Below are 18,686 nucleotides of genomic sequence, written 5' to 3' on the forward strand. Positions count from 1 at the left end.
CGCTTGCTTGGGTTTTCTTTTTACATAGTATAGTTGCATGAAAAGAAAAAGTAAAATTAAATTTTATAATAAAAAATAATGTTGAATTTTTATTTTACAACTCATATAATGAATTCAATCTACAATTTTGGAAGGAATTAATACTGTTAATGTCAATTAAGTTGACGTTAATATTGCATTTAAGAGATTTAGCCTGCGACTGGCAGGCCCAATCTACAGGGGAGGTGCTTTTCCTTACTGCCGCGTGTATAGGTGGATTGCGTTTGAAGGCCGAACGATCACAAAGGGGTAGCATGGTTAGGCAATGAAAGAATCGGATGATGACATGCAAAGGAGATGAAGGGATGAAAAAGAAGGGTCTGGTATGGGCAATGTTGTTGATGATGGTCTGGGTTACAGCCTGTGGGAATAGCGGAGGTGCTGCTTCGGATGACCCGAATGCCGATGATACGGTAACGGTATGGACCTATCCTGTACATGGCACATATGAAGATGAACTGAAGGATCTAATCTCTGATTTCAATAAAGAACACCCGAACATTACCGTGAAGACGGAAATGCTTTCCTGGGCGGAAGGGCCCAAAAAATTCGATGTCGCTCTGAACGCAGGTAACCCGCCGGATCTTTACTTTCATAGCGTAGACGGCACATATGTGAATACGGGATTGGCACTTGAGCTGGACAGCTACCTGACACCTGAGATCAAGGACGACTACCTGCCAGGTACGCTTGATTTAGGCCAGATTCAGGGGAAACAGTATGGACTGCCTTTGTATCAATTCCAATGGGCTTGGGGTGGTAACAAACGCATTCTGGAGGAAGCAGGCATTGATTGGAAGTCCATTCAGCAAAATGGCTGGACCTGGTCCGAATTCAACGATGCTGCTGCCAAGCTGACCAAAACGCTGGATGGCGGGGCCAAGCAATATGCACTGGTTACCGACGGAACCTCACTTGACTTCATTGAGATGCTGTCCCGGAATAACGGGATGATTGATGTTCTTGATAAAGACGGCACGTTCCAATGGAATGATGGTCGCATTCTGGATACCCTCTCTTTTATCAAAAACCTGATGGATCAAGGTTATATGCCGAAGGAAACGGCGGCTCTCGCTCCAGCGAAACGGACGGATATGTTCTACGCGGGGGAAACGGCGATTATCTCCAAAGCGATTCCTTATTATGATGTGATGATTCAGAACCGCAACAAGGACATCGATGATGGCAAGGTACAGGGAGAGAAGATTGATTTTGTCCTGCTGCCTGTACCACATAATGATGATCAACCTGCGGCCACAACAATGGGGGGCGAAGGGTATGTAGCCTTCAAACAGAAAAAGGACAAAGGCGAACAGCATGCCAAAAATACGTTCCTGGTGATGGAGGCGCTCAGTGGTGCCAAAGCAGGGAACTCGGCCAATGAACTGGCGCTTCCATTCGTAAGACAGTCCCAGGTGGATCTGTTTAAAGGAAAAGAGCTTGGTCAACCGGATAATCTGGCTGCTGCAAAAGTCATGGCAGAGAATATCGCGATGCCGGTTGTACTTGAACTGGATATCGACAAAGCATCTCAGCAAAAACAATTCAAGGAACAGGTTGTGAAGCCTAATATTCAGGCGCTGTTCTCGGGTGAAAAATCACCGGAGCAGATCGCAGAAGACTTCAAGAGCAAAGGCCAGCAGATGTTTGGACAATAACTCGGACAATCAAACATAACGTAAAACCACACTGATTAGGAGAGGAGGATTCGCCATGCAGACCGCCCTTGCGCCAAAATCGTCAGTGCCCCGGACTTCCCGGGTTGCCCGGTTTTGGCGAGACTACGGGTGGGCGTATTTGTTTATTTTGGCGCCTGTCCTGCTGTTTCTCATTTTCACACTGTATCCCGTTCTGACGGCTCTTGTGATGAGCTTCCAGAAATACAATATTATGAACTCGACGTGGGTTGGATTGGATAACTACGAGCGTTTGGTGAAGGATGAGACATTCTGGAAGTCGATTAAAAATACAGTCATCTTCACCGTAGGCACAGTCCCGGTCAATATTCTCATTACATTTGTACTGTCCTATTTCATCTATCAGATGAAAAGTAAATGGCAGACATTTTTCAAAGCTACCATGTATCTGCCTGCGGTAGCCTCCGGGGTGACCATCTCCATTGTATGGCTGGCGATCTTTGATCCGACGGATTCGGGACTGCTTAACCGTTTCCTCGGTCTGTTCGGCTTGGATCCGGTGATCTGGCTGGGCCAGTCGGGAACGGCACTCTTTTCCCTCATTCTGATGAACTGGCTTGGATCGCACGGAGCGGGCATTATTCTGTATCTGGCAGCCATGGGCGGTATTCCGAAATCGCTGTACGAAGCGGCGGATATTGATCATGCCAGCGGCTGGACCCAGTTCAGCAAGATTACATGGCCGCTGCTCAAACCAACGACGCTGTATCTGCTCGTCACGGGTGTCATTACATCCTTCCAGGTGTTTATCTCGGTTTATCTCATGACACAGGGTGGACCAAACTTTGCGACAACAACAATCGCTTATCTGATCTATGAAACGGCATTTAAATTCTATGAGTTCGGATTGGCTTCGGCTCAGTCGTTTGTACTGGCGATTATCATCATTGTCATCTCCGTCATACAGTTCAAATATTTCTCCAGCGATATTGAGTATTAGAGGTAGTTCAAAACACGTACGATTAGAGCACGTTGCATTAAGCATCCGGGGGTGAATGAAATCCATGAAATCAACACAGAAAAAGATTCTGCTCGTTGTTGCATCCATTCTGCTGGTAGTCTGGGCGCTGGTGACGGTCATTCCGATGTATTGGATGCTCGTTGGTTCGGTGCAGGATAGCGCGATGTCGGCTTCGTTTAAACCACAGATGATTCCGGAGCAGTTGTCGTTATCACCATATGAGCGCTTTTTTGCCAAAACCGATGCCTGGCGCTGGTTATACAACTCGCTGCTCATCTCGATCATTCTGACCGTAACAAATGTATTCTTCGCCTCCCTGGCGGGATATGCGTTTGCCAAACTGAAGTTTCCGGGTAGTCAGGCGGTATTCTGGACTTTGCTTGGGACCATGATGATCCCGGCGCAGGTGACACTGATTCCTTTGTACATTCTGATGGTCAACGTGTTTGACCTAGGGGACACGTATACGGCCATTATTCTGCCTGCTGCCGTTAGTGTGGGCAACATTTTCTTGATGAAACAGTTCATGTCTACGCTGCCCACATCGCTGATACATGCGGCACGTATCGATGCATGTAGTGAATTCGGTATCTTCTGGAAAGTCATTCTGCCGATGGCAAAGCCGGGAATTGCGGTGCTGGCGATATTCACGTTTGTAGCTTCGTGGAATGAATTCTTCTGGCCGTTCCTCATTACCAATTCCAACGAGATGCGTACTATTCAGGTGGGGCTGGCCTCGTTTGTATTTGCCGAATCAACCGACTTCGGCGCGATGATGGCGGGGGCTACAATAGGTGCGCTGCCCATGATCATTCTGTTTTTCTCACTGCAACGTTATTTCCTACAAGGCATTACGATCGGTGCAGTCAAAGGTTAATTCCAATATATGTTCAACTAAACATTTACACTATAACGGAGAGGACAGAAATAACCTGAAGAAGCGAAAGCGTTCGCCTTTATCACCGGATTTCCCCTTTTTATAAAGGAATCAAAGAAATCTGGGGATAACAGCGATCGGAAGGTTGTTCTGTCATCGGAGTGCCAGTGTAAGGATTCGTTAGTTGAACTTATATAGTTCAGGACAAGCGACAACGTAAAGGGGGATCTACCTATGGCACGCGTGGAGTTTCGCCAAGTGCGCAAAGAATTCAAAGACGATCATAAAGGAACGTTCACGGCTGTAGCCGGCTCGGACTTTGTTATAGAAGATAAGGAATTCGTAGTGTTTGTGGGTCCTTCGGGCTGTGGCAAGACAACGTCACTGCGGATGATTGCCGGACTTGAAAAGCAAACAAGCGGTGATATTGTGATCGGTGACCGGCTTGTTAACGATCTGCATCCGAAGGATCGCGATATCGCGATGGTGTTTCAGGATTATGCACTCTATCCGCATATGACCATCCGCGAGAATCTGTCCTTTGGCCTGAAAAATCTGAAAAAGCCAAAGTCCTATATTGATGAACAGGTGCAGAATGCGGCCTCCATTCTGGGACTGGAAGCGATGCTGGAGCGCAAACCACGCGAGCTGTCTGGTGGTCAGCGCCAGCGTGTTGCGGTGGGACGGGCGATCGTCCGTGATCCGCAGGTGTTTTTATTCGATGAACCACTGTCCAATCTGGATGCCAAGTTGCGGGTACAGATGCGGGTGGAGTTGGGTGAGCTGCATAAACGTCTCGGTGCCACGATTGTGTACGTGACGCATGATCAGGTAGAAGCCATGACACTTGGGGAACGCATCGTGGTCATGAATCATGGAGACATTCAGCAGGTGGCTTCACCAAAAGAACTGTATGCGAGTCCGCGGAATATGTTTGTTGCCGGATTTATCGGTTCTCCGGCGATGAACTTCATTGATGCCCGGATTGAAGGCACGCAGGTTGTCGTGGACGGTGCATCATTCACCTTGCCAGAAGATGTACTCGCTCGTCTTCAGAGTCATCAAGGCAAGCCGGTGATTATGGGTCTGCGTCCAGAGCATATTTTTGGTGATGATGTCGCTCCGAATATCCCAACAGACCATATGCTGCAGGCGCGGGTTCAGGTTGTAGAACATCTGGGCTCCGAAAATTTGGTATATTTCCATTCAGGTGCCCGTACTGTTACGGCCAAGGTCCACCCGGAAACACATGCTTATGTAGGTATGGACAAAAATTTTGTGCTGGACCTACGTATGGCGCACTTTTTTGATCCAGAGACGGAGCTTGCGATTGGACGGGAGTAGGCGGGGCTGAAGTTCGTTACAATTGGCATGCCTCGAAAATCCGTCGTTAAGGTGCGGTAGATTCGTTAGCACGTTGCAAGTTTGGTACAACATACTGATCGGTGGTGCGGCCAAGCCAACCCAAATGGGTAGCCCTTTTAAGACAGCCCTTGTGGGCGAACGCTTCGCTTCTCCAGATTTGTTCTGTTTTCTCCGTTATCGTGTAAATTTTTAGTCCAACTTATATAGAAGGGAGAATAAAAATGCGTAAGCTGAGTGAAGTATTGATCAAGTCGGGTGCGGAAATCTATCGGGATATTATTCCGGTGGCCTTGTACAGTGTCGTTAGTTCCATCGTATTGGTTCCCATTCTGATGTTTGCTCCGTTGCCGATCGCGGTGCTGCTTCTGGCCCTGATGTATATGCCCATCCTGTTCGGGGTCTGTTATGCCGTACATCACAGATTGGAACGTAAGGAACGGCGCAATGGGCTTAAGGATATCTGGGTCGGAACATTGAAGGGAATAATCCCGGGAGGATCGGTGGGTGTGCTTTTCGCGGTGCTTGGCTTCATTCTATGGTCAACCTGGTGGTATTACGGTGGACAGGGTGGAATTACAGGTACAGCAGTGGGTGTATTCCAGACGTTCTTTGTTCTCATGGCGCTGATGTCACAGTTCTATACCTGGCAGCTTTTTTTACAAAAAAACATGGGCATCGTTCAGGCGATGGGGGAAAGTGTAAAGCTGTTCTTCCGTCACCCGGGGTACACGATGGGCGCTTGTTTTCAGGCCATGTGCCTGACGGCTCTGCTGATGCTGACTGTCGTTGGTTTCGGAGCGCTGTTTGGAGGTATGTTTGCCATTTATCAGCATAAGGTAGCTCTTAATGTACTGGAGCCTGAAGAAGAGCCTGTCGTAACAGGTGGTAATGATCACCAGCATACAGGCTGGGTCAGCCAGGGGAATGTGTGATGGGTCAGTTGAATGGGACCGAGCAGATCCCGGCTGTAAAAACGGGAGTTGATCTTCTGTCCAGAGGGTTATCGCATCCATGGATAACAGGTAACCGAATCGGTCTAATTACAAACCCGACTGGTATTACAGCGGATTTTGTATCGACAATAGATGTGTGCGCCGGACTGGCTAATACCGAGCTTACGGCGCTCTATGCCTGTGAGCACGGACTGTATGGAGAGCTTCAGGCGGGTGTCAGATTCGGAGACATGTTTCATCCACGTCTGGACATTCCGGTGTTCAGCCTGTATGGAGATTACAAGAAACCTATGCCTGCAATGCTGGCTGGAGTGGATACGGTGCTGTTCGACATTCAGGATGTGGGTATCCGTTATTACACATATGCCTCAACCTTGTTCCATATGATGGATGCCTGTGCTGGAGCAGGCAAACGTATGCTCATTCTGGACCGTCCCAATCCGCTAGGTGGAAACGTTGTGGAAGGCGGCGTACTGAACGCGGGGTATGAATCACTCGTTGGCGCTTGGCGTGTACCTGTACGTACCGGATTGACGATAGGTGAACTCGCCCTGATGGTCAACAGCGAGATGGATGTACCTTGCGAATTGGACGTGGTTGCCATGGAAGGATGGCAGCGCTCCATGGAGTTTGCGGATTGTGGGCTTCCCTGGATGTTACCCTCTCCCAATATGCCCACGCTGGACAGTGTGCGGGTATATGCGGGTACGTGCCTGTTCGAAGGCACTAATGTATCGGAGGGCAGGGGCACGACCCGCCCATTCGAGTGGATTGGGGCACCCTGGGTTGATGGTGAGCGTTTGGCGGAACGATTTCGGGAATACAAGCTGGAAGGTGTACATGTGCATCCAGTGTACATGTCCCCAACATTCTCCAAACACGCAGGTGAGCTGTGTGGTGGCGTAAGGATTTTTGTAACGGACAGTAGGAAATTTCGGGCGGTAGAGACAGGGTTGGTGCTTTTGCATGAACTGGTGTCACTCTATCCGGAGCAATTCTGCTGGCTGGAGCCACCAGAGCCGGGTTCAAGATACTTTATCGACCTGCTGGCAGGGGGTAAGGAAGCCAGGGAAACGATTCATGACCGCGCGGAATTCATTCGTTTAATGAACGCGTGGAATGTACAGGCAGCGGAATGGAAGGAGCGGCGAAAGCCGTTTTTGTTATATGAATGAACGGATGTTTGTTAGCGGAGGGAGGCATGAAATGAGTGGGCCAAAAGAGTTATACCAGTCGAAGCTGAAACAGATGACCTTGCGTGAGAAAATCGGGCAAATGCTGCTTTGTGGCTTTCATGGCACCGAAGCTGCTGGCGATGTGGAATCCTTTCTCCGAATGTATCCAATCGGTGGCGTAATCTACTTTGCTCGCAACGTTGAGTCGCCAGAGCAGGTAGAGCGGTTATCGTTAGGGTTACAACAGATTGCCAAAAGCAGCGGTAATGTGCCGCTCTGGATATCCATTGATCAGGAGGGCGGCATGGTTGCTCGAATTACCGAAGGGATAACCTTGATGCCTGGACCAATGGCCATTGCGGCTGCCGGTTCCATTGACGATGCGTATCAGGCGGCATATATCAGTGGGGTGGAGCTGAAGGCCATGGGCATTAACATGAACTTTGCTCCGGTATTGGATGTAAACAATAACGCGGCCAATCCGGTCATCGGTGTACGATCATTCGGCGAATCTCCACAATCCGTTGCAGAATATGGAGCCAGAACCATTGCGGGAATACAGGACGCTGGAATTGCAGCGACAGCCAAGCACTTCCCGGGGCATGGGGATACGGATACCGATTCCCATCTGGACCTCCCAATCATCACTCATGATCGTGAACGGGTAGAGCGCCTGGAGTTGATTCCATTCCGAGCCGCTATCGCCGAAGGTGTCGATGCCATGATGTCGGCGCATATTTATTTTCCTGCACTGGAGCCAGAGCGTCTGCCTGTAACGCTATCGCAAACCGTATTAAGCGGTCTGCTTCGCCAGGAACTGGGTTATCAGGGCATGATCGTGACAGATTGCATGGAGATGGATGCCATTGCCGTGAACTATGGCACTGTCGATGCAGCCGTAATGGCGGTAGAGGCCGGGGCAGATCTGGTGTTAATTAGCCATACGGCTAAGCTTCAGGCAGAGGCATTTGATGCGTTGTTAGCAGCTGTGAGGAGCGGGCGGATTAGCGAGAGACGTATTGATGAGTCGGTGAATCGCTTGCTGATGTACAAGGCGAAGCGTGGTTTGTTGGAGAGTGGAATGGGTGGTGCAGGTGATGAGGAAGTGTATGGCGTAGTATCGAATGCATCATTGCCAAAGGCATCAAACGCTCCTGCTCTATCCAGTGGGTCGGAGCGCAACAGTTCATTACACCAAGAGGTTGCTCGCCGTATTAGCGAGAACAGTATCACACTGGTGCGCGATCAGCTGAATATGCTGCCTTTGAAGCCGGAACGCACGCTGGTCATAACGGTTGCCACGTCCGTGACGACAATTGCCGACGAACAGCTGACTCAGACGTTCACCTTGGGCTCAGCCTTATCCATGTATGGTCTGGATGTTGTCGATCTGACGGTCACGCCCGAGGAAGTCGCCATTCGTTCCGCACGTCTGCTTCAGGCAGCGGAAGCAGATGACATTCGGCAGATTGTGGTGGGAACCTACAATGCGGGAAGTCCCTCCGGCGATCCACAGTGCAGGCTGATTGGTTGGATACAGCAATTGGGCAAACCGCTGGCTGTTGTGGCATTGCGAAGCCCCTACGATCTGCTGGCGCTTCCGGATGCCCAGGTCTATGTAGCGGCTTACGAGAGCCGGCCACTTGCCATGGATAGCGTCGCTCAGGCGCTGATGGGGCGCATTCCTTTTGCGGGGAAACTTCCTGTAACATTAAAGCAGACAGATGATGAAAGAGCGGATGTCTCCTAGGCAGTAATAAGAATATGAGTAAAACTACCTTTTGCAGGATGGAGAAGAGATGGATTGTGGGTTGAGCGAAACGGAAGTGTGAGTCGTTAAAATGAGAACATATACAACACAAAGAGACGATCCTTTAAAGGACCGTCTCTTTGCTCATTATAAGCTATTAATTATAGATTATTGCAATTGCAGTGCTTTGGCTGTCTGTGTCTCAACTTCATCCAAAAGTGAAGTCATGTCCATACCTGCGTGGTTGCCAAGCAGGATAATGGTGATATCATCGGACAGATTACGTGAAAAGGCTGTGGCAAACCCGCCACCACTACCGTTGTGGAAGACGGTACGGTTTGCGCCATTCTCTTTAAGAATCCAGGCGTAGCCATAGTTTTTATCAGAATAAGGCTCATACATCTGTTCAATCGTATCCTGGCTTAGAATCTTGTCCGTATACAGCGCACGATCCCATTTCAGCATATCGTCCACCGTGGAATAGATGGTTCCTGATCCGGATTGAGACACATAGTAAGGTGCAGTTACCCATGCGTTATCTTCTTGAACAAAACCACTAATCGTGTGCACTTTACGGGAGGCCTCTCCCGAATTTTTCATACCAAGTGGTTTCAGTATCGTCTGCTGCACGTAGTCGGCATAACTCATGCCAGATACCTGTTCAACGACGTATGCAAGTAAAACATACCCGCTGTTGCTGTACAGATAGGCACTTCCTGGTTCAAACTTCAGCGTTTTGTGGCGAATCTCCTCTACAGTCTCTTCCATAGAAGTTCCTTCACCCCGACCAAATGCGGATGGCAGACCTGAAGTCTGGGATAACAGCATATGCAGCGTGATCTGATCTCCCTTTGGTATACCAGAGATATACTTGGAGATCGGATCTTGCACATTAATCTTACCATCCTCCACGAGACTCAGAATGGACGCGGCCGTGAAGGATTTGCTCAGCGATGCGATTCGGGTCTTTTGATCCGGTCGATTCAGCGTCTGTTCATCGGCAAGTCCGTAGCCTTGCTTTAGAAGTACTTCACCATCGCGGGCGATCAGAGCCATACCTGGATAGTTGATCTCGCGCAGATATGTATCGACGCTGGCAACCTCGCTGTTCAGCATGCTGACTTGATCAGTGACCATACTTACACTCATCTGCCCCGTGGCTGTACGTTGGACCTTGATGTCTGCTTTGATTGCATTAGCCATGGCTCGGACAGGCACCATCAACGTACCGTTAACGGTACGTGAATTCACACCTGTAGCCAGATCAACCTTGTTTACTTTAATGGAATTGCTGCCAGCCTGATGGATCAGCTTGTCTCTGCCAACGGTAATGGTAGCCGTCTTCGTGCGATTATCCCATTTCAACGTGCCTTTGACCGATGTGACCACATCCCGCAGTGGAACAAACGTTGAACCTTTGATGATAAGTGGTGCGTTCTTCCAGGATTGTTGCTCACCATTCACTTCAATGTGAACTGCTTGCGTCGCCTGCGCTGCGGATGCCGTAATACCAGCTTGTCCCAGAATCGGGCCTGCACACAGGATGAGCGCTAACAGAATGCGGAACATGGATGAATATACAGTGGAAACATGTTGCCTTTCATTTGCCTTGCGTAAGATTTGAATCCTCTCCTTCCAATCGTTTCATGAATAACCAGCTTATGAGCATTGTAAACGATCTCGCTAAGGGGGTCAAAACGAATAGAAGGATTAGGTGAATCCATCTAAACTGATCGAAAAGATTAAATTTATTCTAATTTAGTATCTATACATAATATTTTTACAGCGATTGTCCGATAAAAGGATGGGTGAAGATTATGATGGGGGATAGTTATATGAAGAAAAGGATTCGAAATTGGTTTACTTTAACCGTAAAAAAACGCCTGATCGCTGCATTACTCCTGTTCCTGATTGTACCGAGCATTACTGTTGGTTGGTTGTCTTATCAAAAAGCTGCTGACCAGGTTAAAATGGAAATTATTCGTTCCGCACAAGCCAAAACAGAAATGCTTAGTCTGCAGATAAATCAAATGCTGGATATGGAGAAGGATAACGCAGCACAGATGGCTGCGGGTATTACTTCAAACGATATTATTAATAAATCCCCTGCACTGCAAAGGCAGATGGATCGGATGTCTCAGAATCATAAGGAACTGGGTGTACTCACCGCAGGTGCGGAAGATGGCAGCTGGATGAAATCTCCTGATCCCGGGGAACAGATCTATGATCCACGTGAACGTTCATGGTATACGATGGGCATGTCCCAGGACGAACCTGTAATCTCGGATACGTTCCAATCGGTCACAACAGGTGAATGGGTTGTAACGGCAGCTGCCAAGCTGGCTGATGGCAAAGGGGTATTCGGGGCCAATGTCAGTCTCAATCATCTGAAAGAATCCGTTGATCAGATACGTATTGGTAAAGAAGGCAAACTGTACATGCTAGATAACGGGGGTAAATTCCTGTTCCACTACAATATTGAATCCGGTACACAGTCGGATGAAAGCTACATTAATGAGATGTATACGAAAGAAAGTGGAACGGTGAAGTATACATATGATGGTCACGAAGTGGAAGCTGTGTATTTCACCAATCCGGTGACAGGTTGGAAAATTGTTGGCGAGATGGTTCCTTCCGAAGCAAGTGAAGCGGTAATGCCTATTTTGATCCGTGCAATTACAATTGTGGCATCTGCATTGGTTATCGGGTTAATTCTGCTTATATTCATTATCCGCAGTATTCACCGGCCATTGCTGCAATTAACGCAGGCAGCATCCAAAGTAAGCGCCGGGGACCTCACCGTTCGGGTAGGTTTACAGCGCCGAGATGAGTTCGGACAGCTCGGGGAAAGCTTCGACACGATGACGACTTCACTACGTAGTGTGCTTGGAGAGGTGCATGATACATCCAGCCAGCTGGCGGCATCTTCTGAAGAACTGATGGCGAGTTCCGAGCAGACATCCAAAGCCACAGAACAGGTGGCTGAACTGATGCAGGATGCAGCTGCGGGAACGACTTTGCAGAACAATAGTCTTGCTGCTACAGGTCAACTCGTGGGCGAAATGTCCATTGGAGTCAAAGAGATCTCATCAAGTGCTGAAGATACCGCTCGTATCGCTCTGGATGCATCCACTAAGTCGGAAGCAGGTATGGTTACAGTAGAAGAAGCGGTTACCCATATTCAGCAGGTGAATGATGAGAGCAAAGCCATGTCTGTGGTCATCGAGGATCTGCGCGCGAAAAATGAAGAGATTCTTGTGATTGTGGCCGAGATTACGGCCATTGCCAAGCAGACGAACATTCTTGCATTGAATGCATCCATTGAAGCTTCAAGAGCTGGCGAGCAAGGGCGCGGATTCGCGGTTGTAGCCAACGAAGTGAAGACACTGGCTCACAGTTCAGGCGCTTCAGCCGAGCGGATTAATGAGCTTATGCATGAGATGCAGGAGAAAACCAATGCGGTGCAATCCACTTTTGCCCGTACGGGAGAAGGTATGGTGAAGAGTTCGCAGATGGTTACAGAAGCAGGCGAAGCATTCAATATCATTCGTACTGCGGTACAGTTGGTGGCTGCACAAGCTGGAGAAGTATCCACGGCTTCCCGTCAAATTGATGGGGGCATGAGTCATATCAACAAGGCAGTAAGTGATACAATGGTTCTGTCAGACAGAATTGCCTCTGGAACGGAAGATGGATCAGCGGCTGCTCAAGAGCAGTTGGCTACAATGGAAGAGGTTGCAGCTTCTTCGGCAGCATTGTCACGTATGGCTGAAGATCTGCAAAGCATGATTGAACGGTTTAAGTTGTAACCGAGATTGAAATGAGACTGCAGGGTTGCGACCCTGCGGTCTTTTTTCTGTTGAACAAGGGGCATCCGTTATGTCTTTAAACACAGCATTCTTTTCCGTTATATTGACATATAACAAACAAAAATATATTATATCTATAAATAAACAAACATTATTATAAAATATTTTATTAATATACGGTTGGAATGACCATACAATGATAAAAAGGAGCTTTTACATGAAATTATCGGAATCCTGGTTGCAAACAGCTTCATTGGAAGAGATCAAGCGTGGTTATATGGAGGAGGGTCCCGCCTATATATGTGTCTGCTGCGGATACAGGACGGAATCGGGGATTATCTATCCTGAAGAAGGAGTGCTCTATGAGGCAGCCCGTTATATGCGAGTGCATATTGAGAAGGTTCATGGATCGGTATTTGAATATTTGCTGGAGCTGGATAAAAGCGTAACCGGATTGTCTGATGTCCAGCGGGGCTTGTTGTCACAATTCTATGAAGGCAAGAAGGATGCTGAAGTACAGAAGACCCTTGGCATCGGGAGTGCTTCCACCATTCGGAATCATCGGTTTGTATTGAAGGAGAAGGAACGGCAGGCCAAAATATTCCTGGCATTAATGGAACTTCTCAAAAGTAAGGATACACAGGCTCCAGCCGAATGGGTATCGCCGGTGACAAGACATGAACATACGATCCATCCGAACTCATTTGATATCACAGAACAGGATCGGGAAAAGGTGCTAAACAAGTATTTTCCAGAGGGTACTGGCGGTCGGCTGACGACGTTTCATATGCAGCAAAAACATAAATATATTGTGCTCACCGAAATTGCCAAACGATTCGAGACAGAGCGCAAATATTCCGAGAAACAGGTCAATGAGCTGCTGAAGGAAGTTCATGATGATTACGTGGAAATACGGAGGTATCTCGTCGACTATGGTTTGCTGGAACGTGAGCCAGACGGCAGTCAGTATTGGTTGGGAAGCCACACAGATCAACAGAGCGCCAAAGTTGGAAAACAGGAGCGCAAAGAAAAGGGGGAGCAGGAGCAGATGAATCGTCGCAAAGAATTGCAGGAACAGGCCAAAGAAGTTAAAACGGAAGCGGGCGTCTACCAAATTCGGAATGAACGTAACGGTAAAGTTTATATCGACAGCACACTGAACCTGAAAACCATTAACGGACAACGGTTTATGTTACAGATGGGTAGCCATCTGAATCGAAGATTGCAGGCTGAATGGAATGAATATGGAGAGAATGCGTTTGTGATCGAGGTGCTGGAGACATTGAAACAAGACGATAACCCGTATTACGATTCCAAAGATGCACTCGCCAAATGTCTGAATCGCTGGTTTGAACAGTTAGAGCCCTACGGAGATCAAGGTTACCACGGAGATAAAAAGCAATCTGCTGAATAGGAGGGATATTTCCATTCTAGAATGCCCGACCTTTTAACACCCAAAGCCCCTTTGCCAATATGATGGCAAAGGGGCTTTGGGTATTACAGACTACTTAATTTTATAAGTTGAACTAATCGTTTGCACGATAACAGCGATTGGAAGGTTATTCTGTCATCGTAGTGTTATTGTAAACAATCTTTAGTTCAACGACTACAGCTTGAATTGTTCCACCAGCTTCTGCAGCTTGTGAGCCAGATGGGCAAGGGAATCAGCAGAGGATGATATCTCCTGCATGGAAGCCACTTGCTCCTCCGTAGCAGCAGAGATGTTCTCCGTTCCATCGGCATTGGTTTCCGATATGGCGTGGATCTGATCAATGGATTGCACCACTTCGGCTGTACTTGCAGACATCTGTTGTGAGGCGGCTGCAATGTTCTCAAGCTGATGATTGACGACCCCAACAGCCTCACTAATCTGGGCAAAAGCTTCATCTGCAAACTGAACGGCACGAATGCCGTTGCTTACATCCTGTTGCCCGATCTGTACACTGTGATTGGCCATTGAAATCTCCTGTTGAATCGCTCCGACCATCTCTACAATCTTCTGGCCGGACAGGCTGGATTGTTCCGCGAGCTTGCGGACTTCGCTGGCAACAACGGAGAAGCCGCGTCCATGCTCACCTGCACGCGCTGCTTCTATAGAAGCATTGAGAGCAAGCAAATTGGTCTGTGCAGCGATATCTGTAATGACAGATACCATCTCACCAATGGATGTGGAATGCTGTTCAAGTCGTCCAGCAGTATCTGCCATACCTTGCACAAAGCGACTGACAGAACTCATCTCGGATACGGCCGTCTGCATGGTAGCATTCCCTTTATCCGCGAGCTCACTTGCTTGCATGGCAGCTTCGGATACTTGCTGTGTGCTGTTCGTTACCTGTCCTACACCTCCAGCAAGCTCATTCATCTGTAGTGCCGTATGTTTCAGGCTGCTTGTTTGTTTCTCAAGTCCAGCTGCGGATTCTTCCGTGATCAGGGCGACTTGCTCTGTTGCTTTGGTTGTCTCCGATGAGTTGACTGCCAATTGTGTGGATGAGGCGGTTAACTCGTCAGCCGTGTGTCGCACGTCCTGAATAACGGTTCGTAAGGATTCGCTCATCTTATTGAAGCTGGTGCTCAGCTTGCCGAATTCATCCTGTCCCAATACAGCAACTTCGATGGTCAGATTACCATTACTAATTTCGTCAGATGCCTTCACCAAGCGGTTCAGTGGTTTGGTGATTGATTGCACAATCCAGAAAATAATGATGGAGCTTACCGCAATTGCAATCGCTACAACAATAAGTGTGGTGTATAAAATCGGACGGACAGATGCCGTCACTTCCCCACTGTCGATGACACCAACCACGGTCCAGCCCGTCGTTTCATTGGTGGAGAAAAAGGCGTGTTCCTGGTTTCCATTTAGTGTATAGGTCAGACTTCCGTTTTTCTGTGCGAAAATATCTTTATAGGGTGCCATGGTTCCTTCGGTCCCCGGTTTTTCGGTAGGATGTACAATGATTTTATTGGCATTATCAATGATATAGATATAACCCTTCTCGCCAATCTTCGTGGAGTTAACCGTCTTCGAGAGGGCTTCAAGCGACAGGCTGACAGAGACGACACCATGGCCATCCGCTGAGGTCTGAGCTACTGAAGCAACAACATTGCCGGTATTGCTTGATAAGTAGGGGGTAATTACGGTAGGGACATCTTTGTTCTGCGTAGCAGCCTGATACCACGGGCGTTCGCGCGGGTCATATCCTTCTTTGTTCACCGCAGTTACAGGGGAGTTAATATATACGCCCTGATCGGTACCGATGGAGGCAAGTTCCACGTCATCATGCGTTTCCTTATAAGCGTCGAGCAAGGTACGGATGGTATCTGTTTCGTCACCCTGATTGGGTCCGACATTGCCTGCATCCAGCTGACTTGCCAGGAAATCAACATTTTTGCGTGTTGCACCAATGATCTGGTCAATGGTCTGGTTGAGCACAGTAACACTGCTGATCGCGTTCTCATACATTTTCTCTTCAACCTTGGCATCAGCTGTTTGGAACGAGATAATGCCCAGACTAATGGTTGGAATGAGCAATACAATGGCAAATGACAAAATCAGTTTCTCTCTCATCTGCATTGTTCTTTTGACCCCTTGTTTACGAATTTTTTTCATACACATTCCCCCTCTGTGTAACCCATCCCCATGTCTAGTGGACAAGCCCATCTGGTAAAAGATATTTCATTCCATCCTTTCCAGAAGTTTCTGGTGCTATCGTATGACAAATTTCGCGTTTATTCAACATAATTTATGAGTTTCGCGAAAATATTTTTTGGTTTTGTAGGTATTTAGGATTACATCTGTTCTATAAAAATTAATCTGTCTCTCCCTTAGTGCACATCATGTGTTATATTTCTGAATTATGTGAAGTGAATTTTGCAAAATGTGAAATCCATAAGGCATGTAACTGGGCATGTTGAATACACAAAGAAGTTGTTTTCATGAAGAATGGACTTGGATGGATCTACATCCATATATATCGGTTTATGGGGACAGAAATTGGAGAGGGGTTGTACGGCAGTTGGACCAAAGTACACTACAGATATCTGGACAGGAGGACATGGAAGAGGTCCAGGATCAAGCTACATTCATGCAGGGGGTCAAAGATTGTATTCCAACCCTGCTTGGTTATTTGAGTATTGGCTTTGCGGCGGGTGTCATTGAAATGACCGCAGGTCTGAGTCTGGCGGAAACGGCACTGCTCAGCCTGATTTTATATGCAGGATCGGCTCAGTTCATTGCAGCAGGCATGCTCGCATCGAATGGGTCAGCAGTAGCCATTATGTTCACCATATTTTTTGTGAATCTTCGCCATTTGCTGCTCAGTGCGGCTGTATCACCGTATTTTCGGCATCTGACCCCGCTTAAAAATATGTGGATTGGTTCACTGCTTACCGATGAGTCTTTCGGCGTTGCGATGACACGTGCAATTGGCAGAGAAAGGCTCAGTGAACGCTGGATGCACGGTCTGAATATTACCGCATATCTGAACTGGTTCGTGGCTAATATGGCGGGAGCGTACTTTGGACGCTGGATCACTAACCCGGAACGACTGGGTCTGGATTATGCCCTGCCAGCGATGTTTATTGGACTGGTTGTACTCCAGTTGGTGCATCGCAAAAACAAAAAAATACACATTAATGTGGCTATTATCGCCGTGGTCTGTGTAATCTTCGCCAGCATGGCTTCACTTGGCAGCATGAGTGTCATTGTGGCTGCGGTCATTGCGGCAACGATGGGAGTGTTCATGGAACGATGGAAGTAAGATGGGATGTATTCTGGATTATTATGGGCTCAGCGTTGTTAACATTTATTCCGCGTGTACTGCCACTGATGCTGTTCAGCAAGATACAGATTCCAATGTGGTTATTACGCTGGCTGGAGTATGTACCCGTAGCGGTCATGGCAGCGCTGATTGGTCAGGAACTGTTCATGTCGGACAACCAGTTGGTGCCGATTACGCAAAATGCAGCTCTGTGGGCATCCCTGCCTACGATTGCAGTAGCTATCTGGACACGCAGTCTGCTGGGAACCGTATTGGTCGGTATTGTGGCTATGATGATACTGCGATATTGGATCGGATAATTGCTAGGAGATTCATAAGATGGCGACCCTCAGTGATGAAAACGCTATTTTCTATTGTAGCCGAAAGGGATAAAATGAAGACTGAGGTGTACAGTGTTTCCATTTTGCACAAGAGGAAGGAACGATTTCAATCATGAGTACAAGTCCATCCGTTATATTGTTTCAGGGAGACTCGATTACAGATGGGGGAAGATCACGCAATGATGATCCAAATCATTTTCTCGGACACGGGTATGCGTATCTGATCTCCAGCAAACTGGGTATGGAACTGGCGGGTAAGCAAAAGACCTTCTATAACAGAGGCATCAGCGGGGATCGGGCATCGGACCTGTACGCACGCTGGAATGAGGATACCATTAGTCTAAAACCGGACCTGATCAGCATCCTGATTGGGGTTAATGATGCCTGGCGCACGATGAATGGTGAACCTAGCGGGGTAACGGATCGTTTCGGACGGGCGTATCGCCATTTGCTCGAAGAAACTCGGGAAGTGATGCCAGATACGGGGCTGATTTTGATGGAGCCGTTTATTCTGAGAACCGGAGCGACTGCGGAGAAATGGGAAGCCTGGGAAGAGTATGTCGGTCAATATCAGAAACTGGCCCAAGGTCTTGCTGAAGAATTTGGAGCTGTGTGGGTACCATTGCAGCAGACGTTTAATGACGCTCTGAAACAGGCGGATGCAGCGTACTGGTTGTGGGATGGCGTACACCCAACCGCAGCAGGTCATGAGCTGATTGCACGCCAATGGTTGTCTGTTGTACAGAATTCTTCGCTTGCGATTGTGTGATAACAACAGCGGACAGCTAGGATATGGGCAGCAGCATTATAGGTATTCAGGATTAATTGAGGATGAGGATATAAGATAGTTAAGAATATGAGATAACCATAAAAAGCCTGTGGTGACAGGCAGAATGCAACGGAGAACCTGGCGAAGGTTCTTCGTTTTTTTGGTTAGGAAGGAGAAGGAAGTAACGTCGTGG

At 48.0% G+C, this 18,686-nt stretch carries 14 protein-coding genes; 12 read left to right on the top strand and 2 right to left on the bottom strand.

Features of this window, described 5'->3' with window-relative positions; genetic code table 11:
• Positions 1-344: 344 nt before the first annotated feature.
• From MKY95_RS01830 to nagZ, 7 genes are all read left to right on the top strand, one after another.
• Positions 345-1,697, top strand: coding sequence for an extracellular solute-binding protein (locus tag MKY95_RS01830; protein WP_036673010.1), 1,353 nt, complete (start codon positions 345-347; stop codon positions 1,695-1,697).
• Between the two features lie 55 nt (positions 1,698-1,752).
• Positions 1,753-2,676, top strand: coding sequence for a sugar ABC transporter permease (locus tag MKY95_RS01835; RefSeq protein WP_036616502.1), 924 nt, complete (start codon positions 1,753-1,755; stop codon positions 2,674-2,676).
• Positions 2,677-2,740: 64 nt separating this feature from the next.
• On the top strand, positions 2,741-3,574 hold the full coding sequence (locus MKY95_RS01840; protein ID WP_017691096.1) for a carbohydrate ABC transporter permease: 834 nt from the start codon (positions 2,741-2,743) through the stop codon (positions 3,572-3,574).
• A 234-nt stretch (positions 3,575-3,808) separates the two neighbouring features.
• A complete protein-coding gene (gene ugpC, locus MKY95_RS01845; protein WP_339196532.1) occupies positions 3,809-4,918 on the top strand; it encodes a sn-glycerol-3-phosphate ABC transporter ATP-binding protein UgpC in 1,110 nt (369 codons plus the stop codon).
• Positions 4,919-5,160: 242 nt separating this feature from the next.
• The gene (locus tag MKY95_RS01850) at positions 5,161-5,871 is read left to right on the top strand and encodes a hypothetical protein (RefSeq protein ID WP_339196535.1); all 711 of its coding nucleotides are present in this window, start codon (positions 5,161-5,163) and stop codon (positions 5,869-5,871) included.
• Positions 5,871-7,067 carry a DUF1343 domain-containing protein gene (locus tag MKY95_RS01855; protein WP_339196538.1) on the top strand — a complete coding sequence of 399 codons (1,197 nt, stop codon included), beginning with the start codon at positions 5,871-5,873 and terminating at the stop codon, positions 7,065-7,067. Before MKY95_RS01850 ends, MKY95_RS01855 begins: the two co-directional genes overlap by 1 nt.
• A 31-nt stretch (positions 7,068-7,098) precedes the next feature.
• Positions 7,099-8,817 (top strand): beta-N-acetylhexosaminidase, encoded by a 1,719-nt coding sequence (gene nagZ / locus MKY95_RS01860; protein WP_339196541.1) that lies wholly within the window; start codon positions 7,099-7,101, stop codon positions 8,815-8,817.
• A 168-nt stretch (positions 8,818-8,985) separates the two neighbouring features.
• Here the strand turns inward: nagZ and MKY95_RS01865 are convergent, their stop codons facing one another.
• Entirely contained in the window at positions 8,986-10,386 is a 1,401-nt protein-coding gene (locus MKY95_RS01865) for a serine hydrolase (protein ID WP_036616509.1), read from the bottom strand.
• 266 nt (positions 10,387-10,652) lie between these two features.
• Between MKY95_RS01865 and MKY95_RS01870 the strand changes: the two genes are divergently transcribed.
• The gene (locus MKY95_RS01870) at positions 10,653-12,626 is read left to right on the top strand and encodes a methyl-accepting chemotaxis protein (RefSeq protein ID WP_162158995.1); all 1,974 of its coding nucleotides are present in this window, start codon (positions 10,653-10,655) and stop codon (positions 12,624-12,626) included.
• A gap of 217 nt (positions 12,627-12,843) precedes the next feature.
• Entirely contained in the window at positions 12,844-14,040 is a 1,197-nt protein-coding gene (locus MKY95_RS01875; RefSeq protein WP_339196546.1) for a DUF2087 domain-containing protein, read from the top strand.
• Positions 14,041-14,232: 192 nt separating this feature from the next.
• Here the strand turns inward: MKY95_RS01875 and MKY95_RS01880 are convergent, their stop codons facing one another.
• A complete protein-coding gene (locus MKY95_RS01880; protein ID WP_339196549.1) occupies positions 14,233-16,233 on the bottom strand; it encodes a methyl-accepting chemotaxis protein in 2,001 nt (666 codons plus the stop codon).
• A gap of 445 nt (positions 16,234-16,678) precedes the next feature.
• On the opposite strand from MKY95_RS01880, the gene MKY95_RS01885 reads away from it, so the two are divergent.
• The 3 genes from MKY95_RS01885 to MKY95_RS01895 all read left to right on the top strand — a co-directional run bounded on the left by MKY95_RS01885 (position 16,679) and on the right by MKY95_RS01895 (position 18,493).
• Entirely contained in the window at positions 16,679-17,383 is a 705-nt protein-coding gene (locus MKY95_RS01885) for an AzlC family ABC transporter permease (protein ID WP_036616527.1), read from the top strand.
• Positions 17,374-17,703, top strand: a complete 330-nt coding sequence (locus MKY95_RS01890; RefSeq protein WP_076319591.1) for an AzlD domain-containing protein — start codon at positions 17,374-17,376, stop codon at positions 17,701-17,703. The genes MKY95_RS01885 and MKY95_RS01890 overlap by 10 nt, the downstream gene beginning before the upstream one ends.
• Before the next feature lie 133 nt (positions 17,704-17,836).
• Positions 17,837-18,493 (top strand): SGNH/GDSL hydrolase family protein, encoded by a 657-nt coding sequence (locus MKY95_RS01895; RefSeq protein ID WP_047840427.1) that lies wholly within the window; start codon positions 17,837-17,839, stop codon positions 18,491-18,493.
• Positions 18,494-18,686: the final 193 nt, after the last annotated feature.

The sequence above is a fragment of the Paenibacillus sp. FSL P4-0176 genome (assembly GCF_037975265.1).
GTDB classification, from domain to species: domain Bacteria; phylum Bacillota; class Bacilli; order Paenibacillales; family Paenibacillaceae; genus Paenibacillus; species Paenibacillus amylolyticus.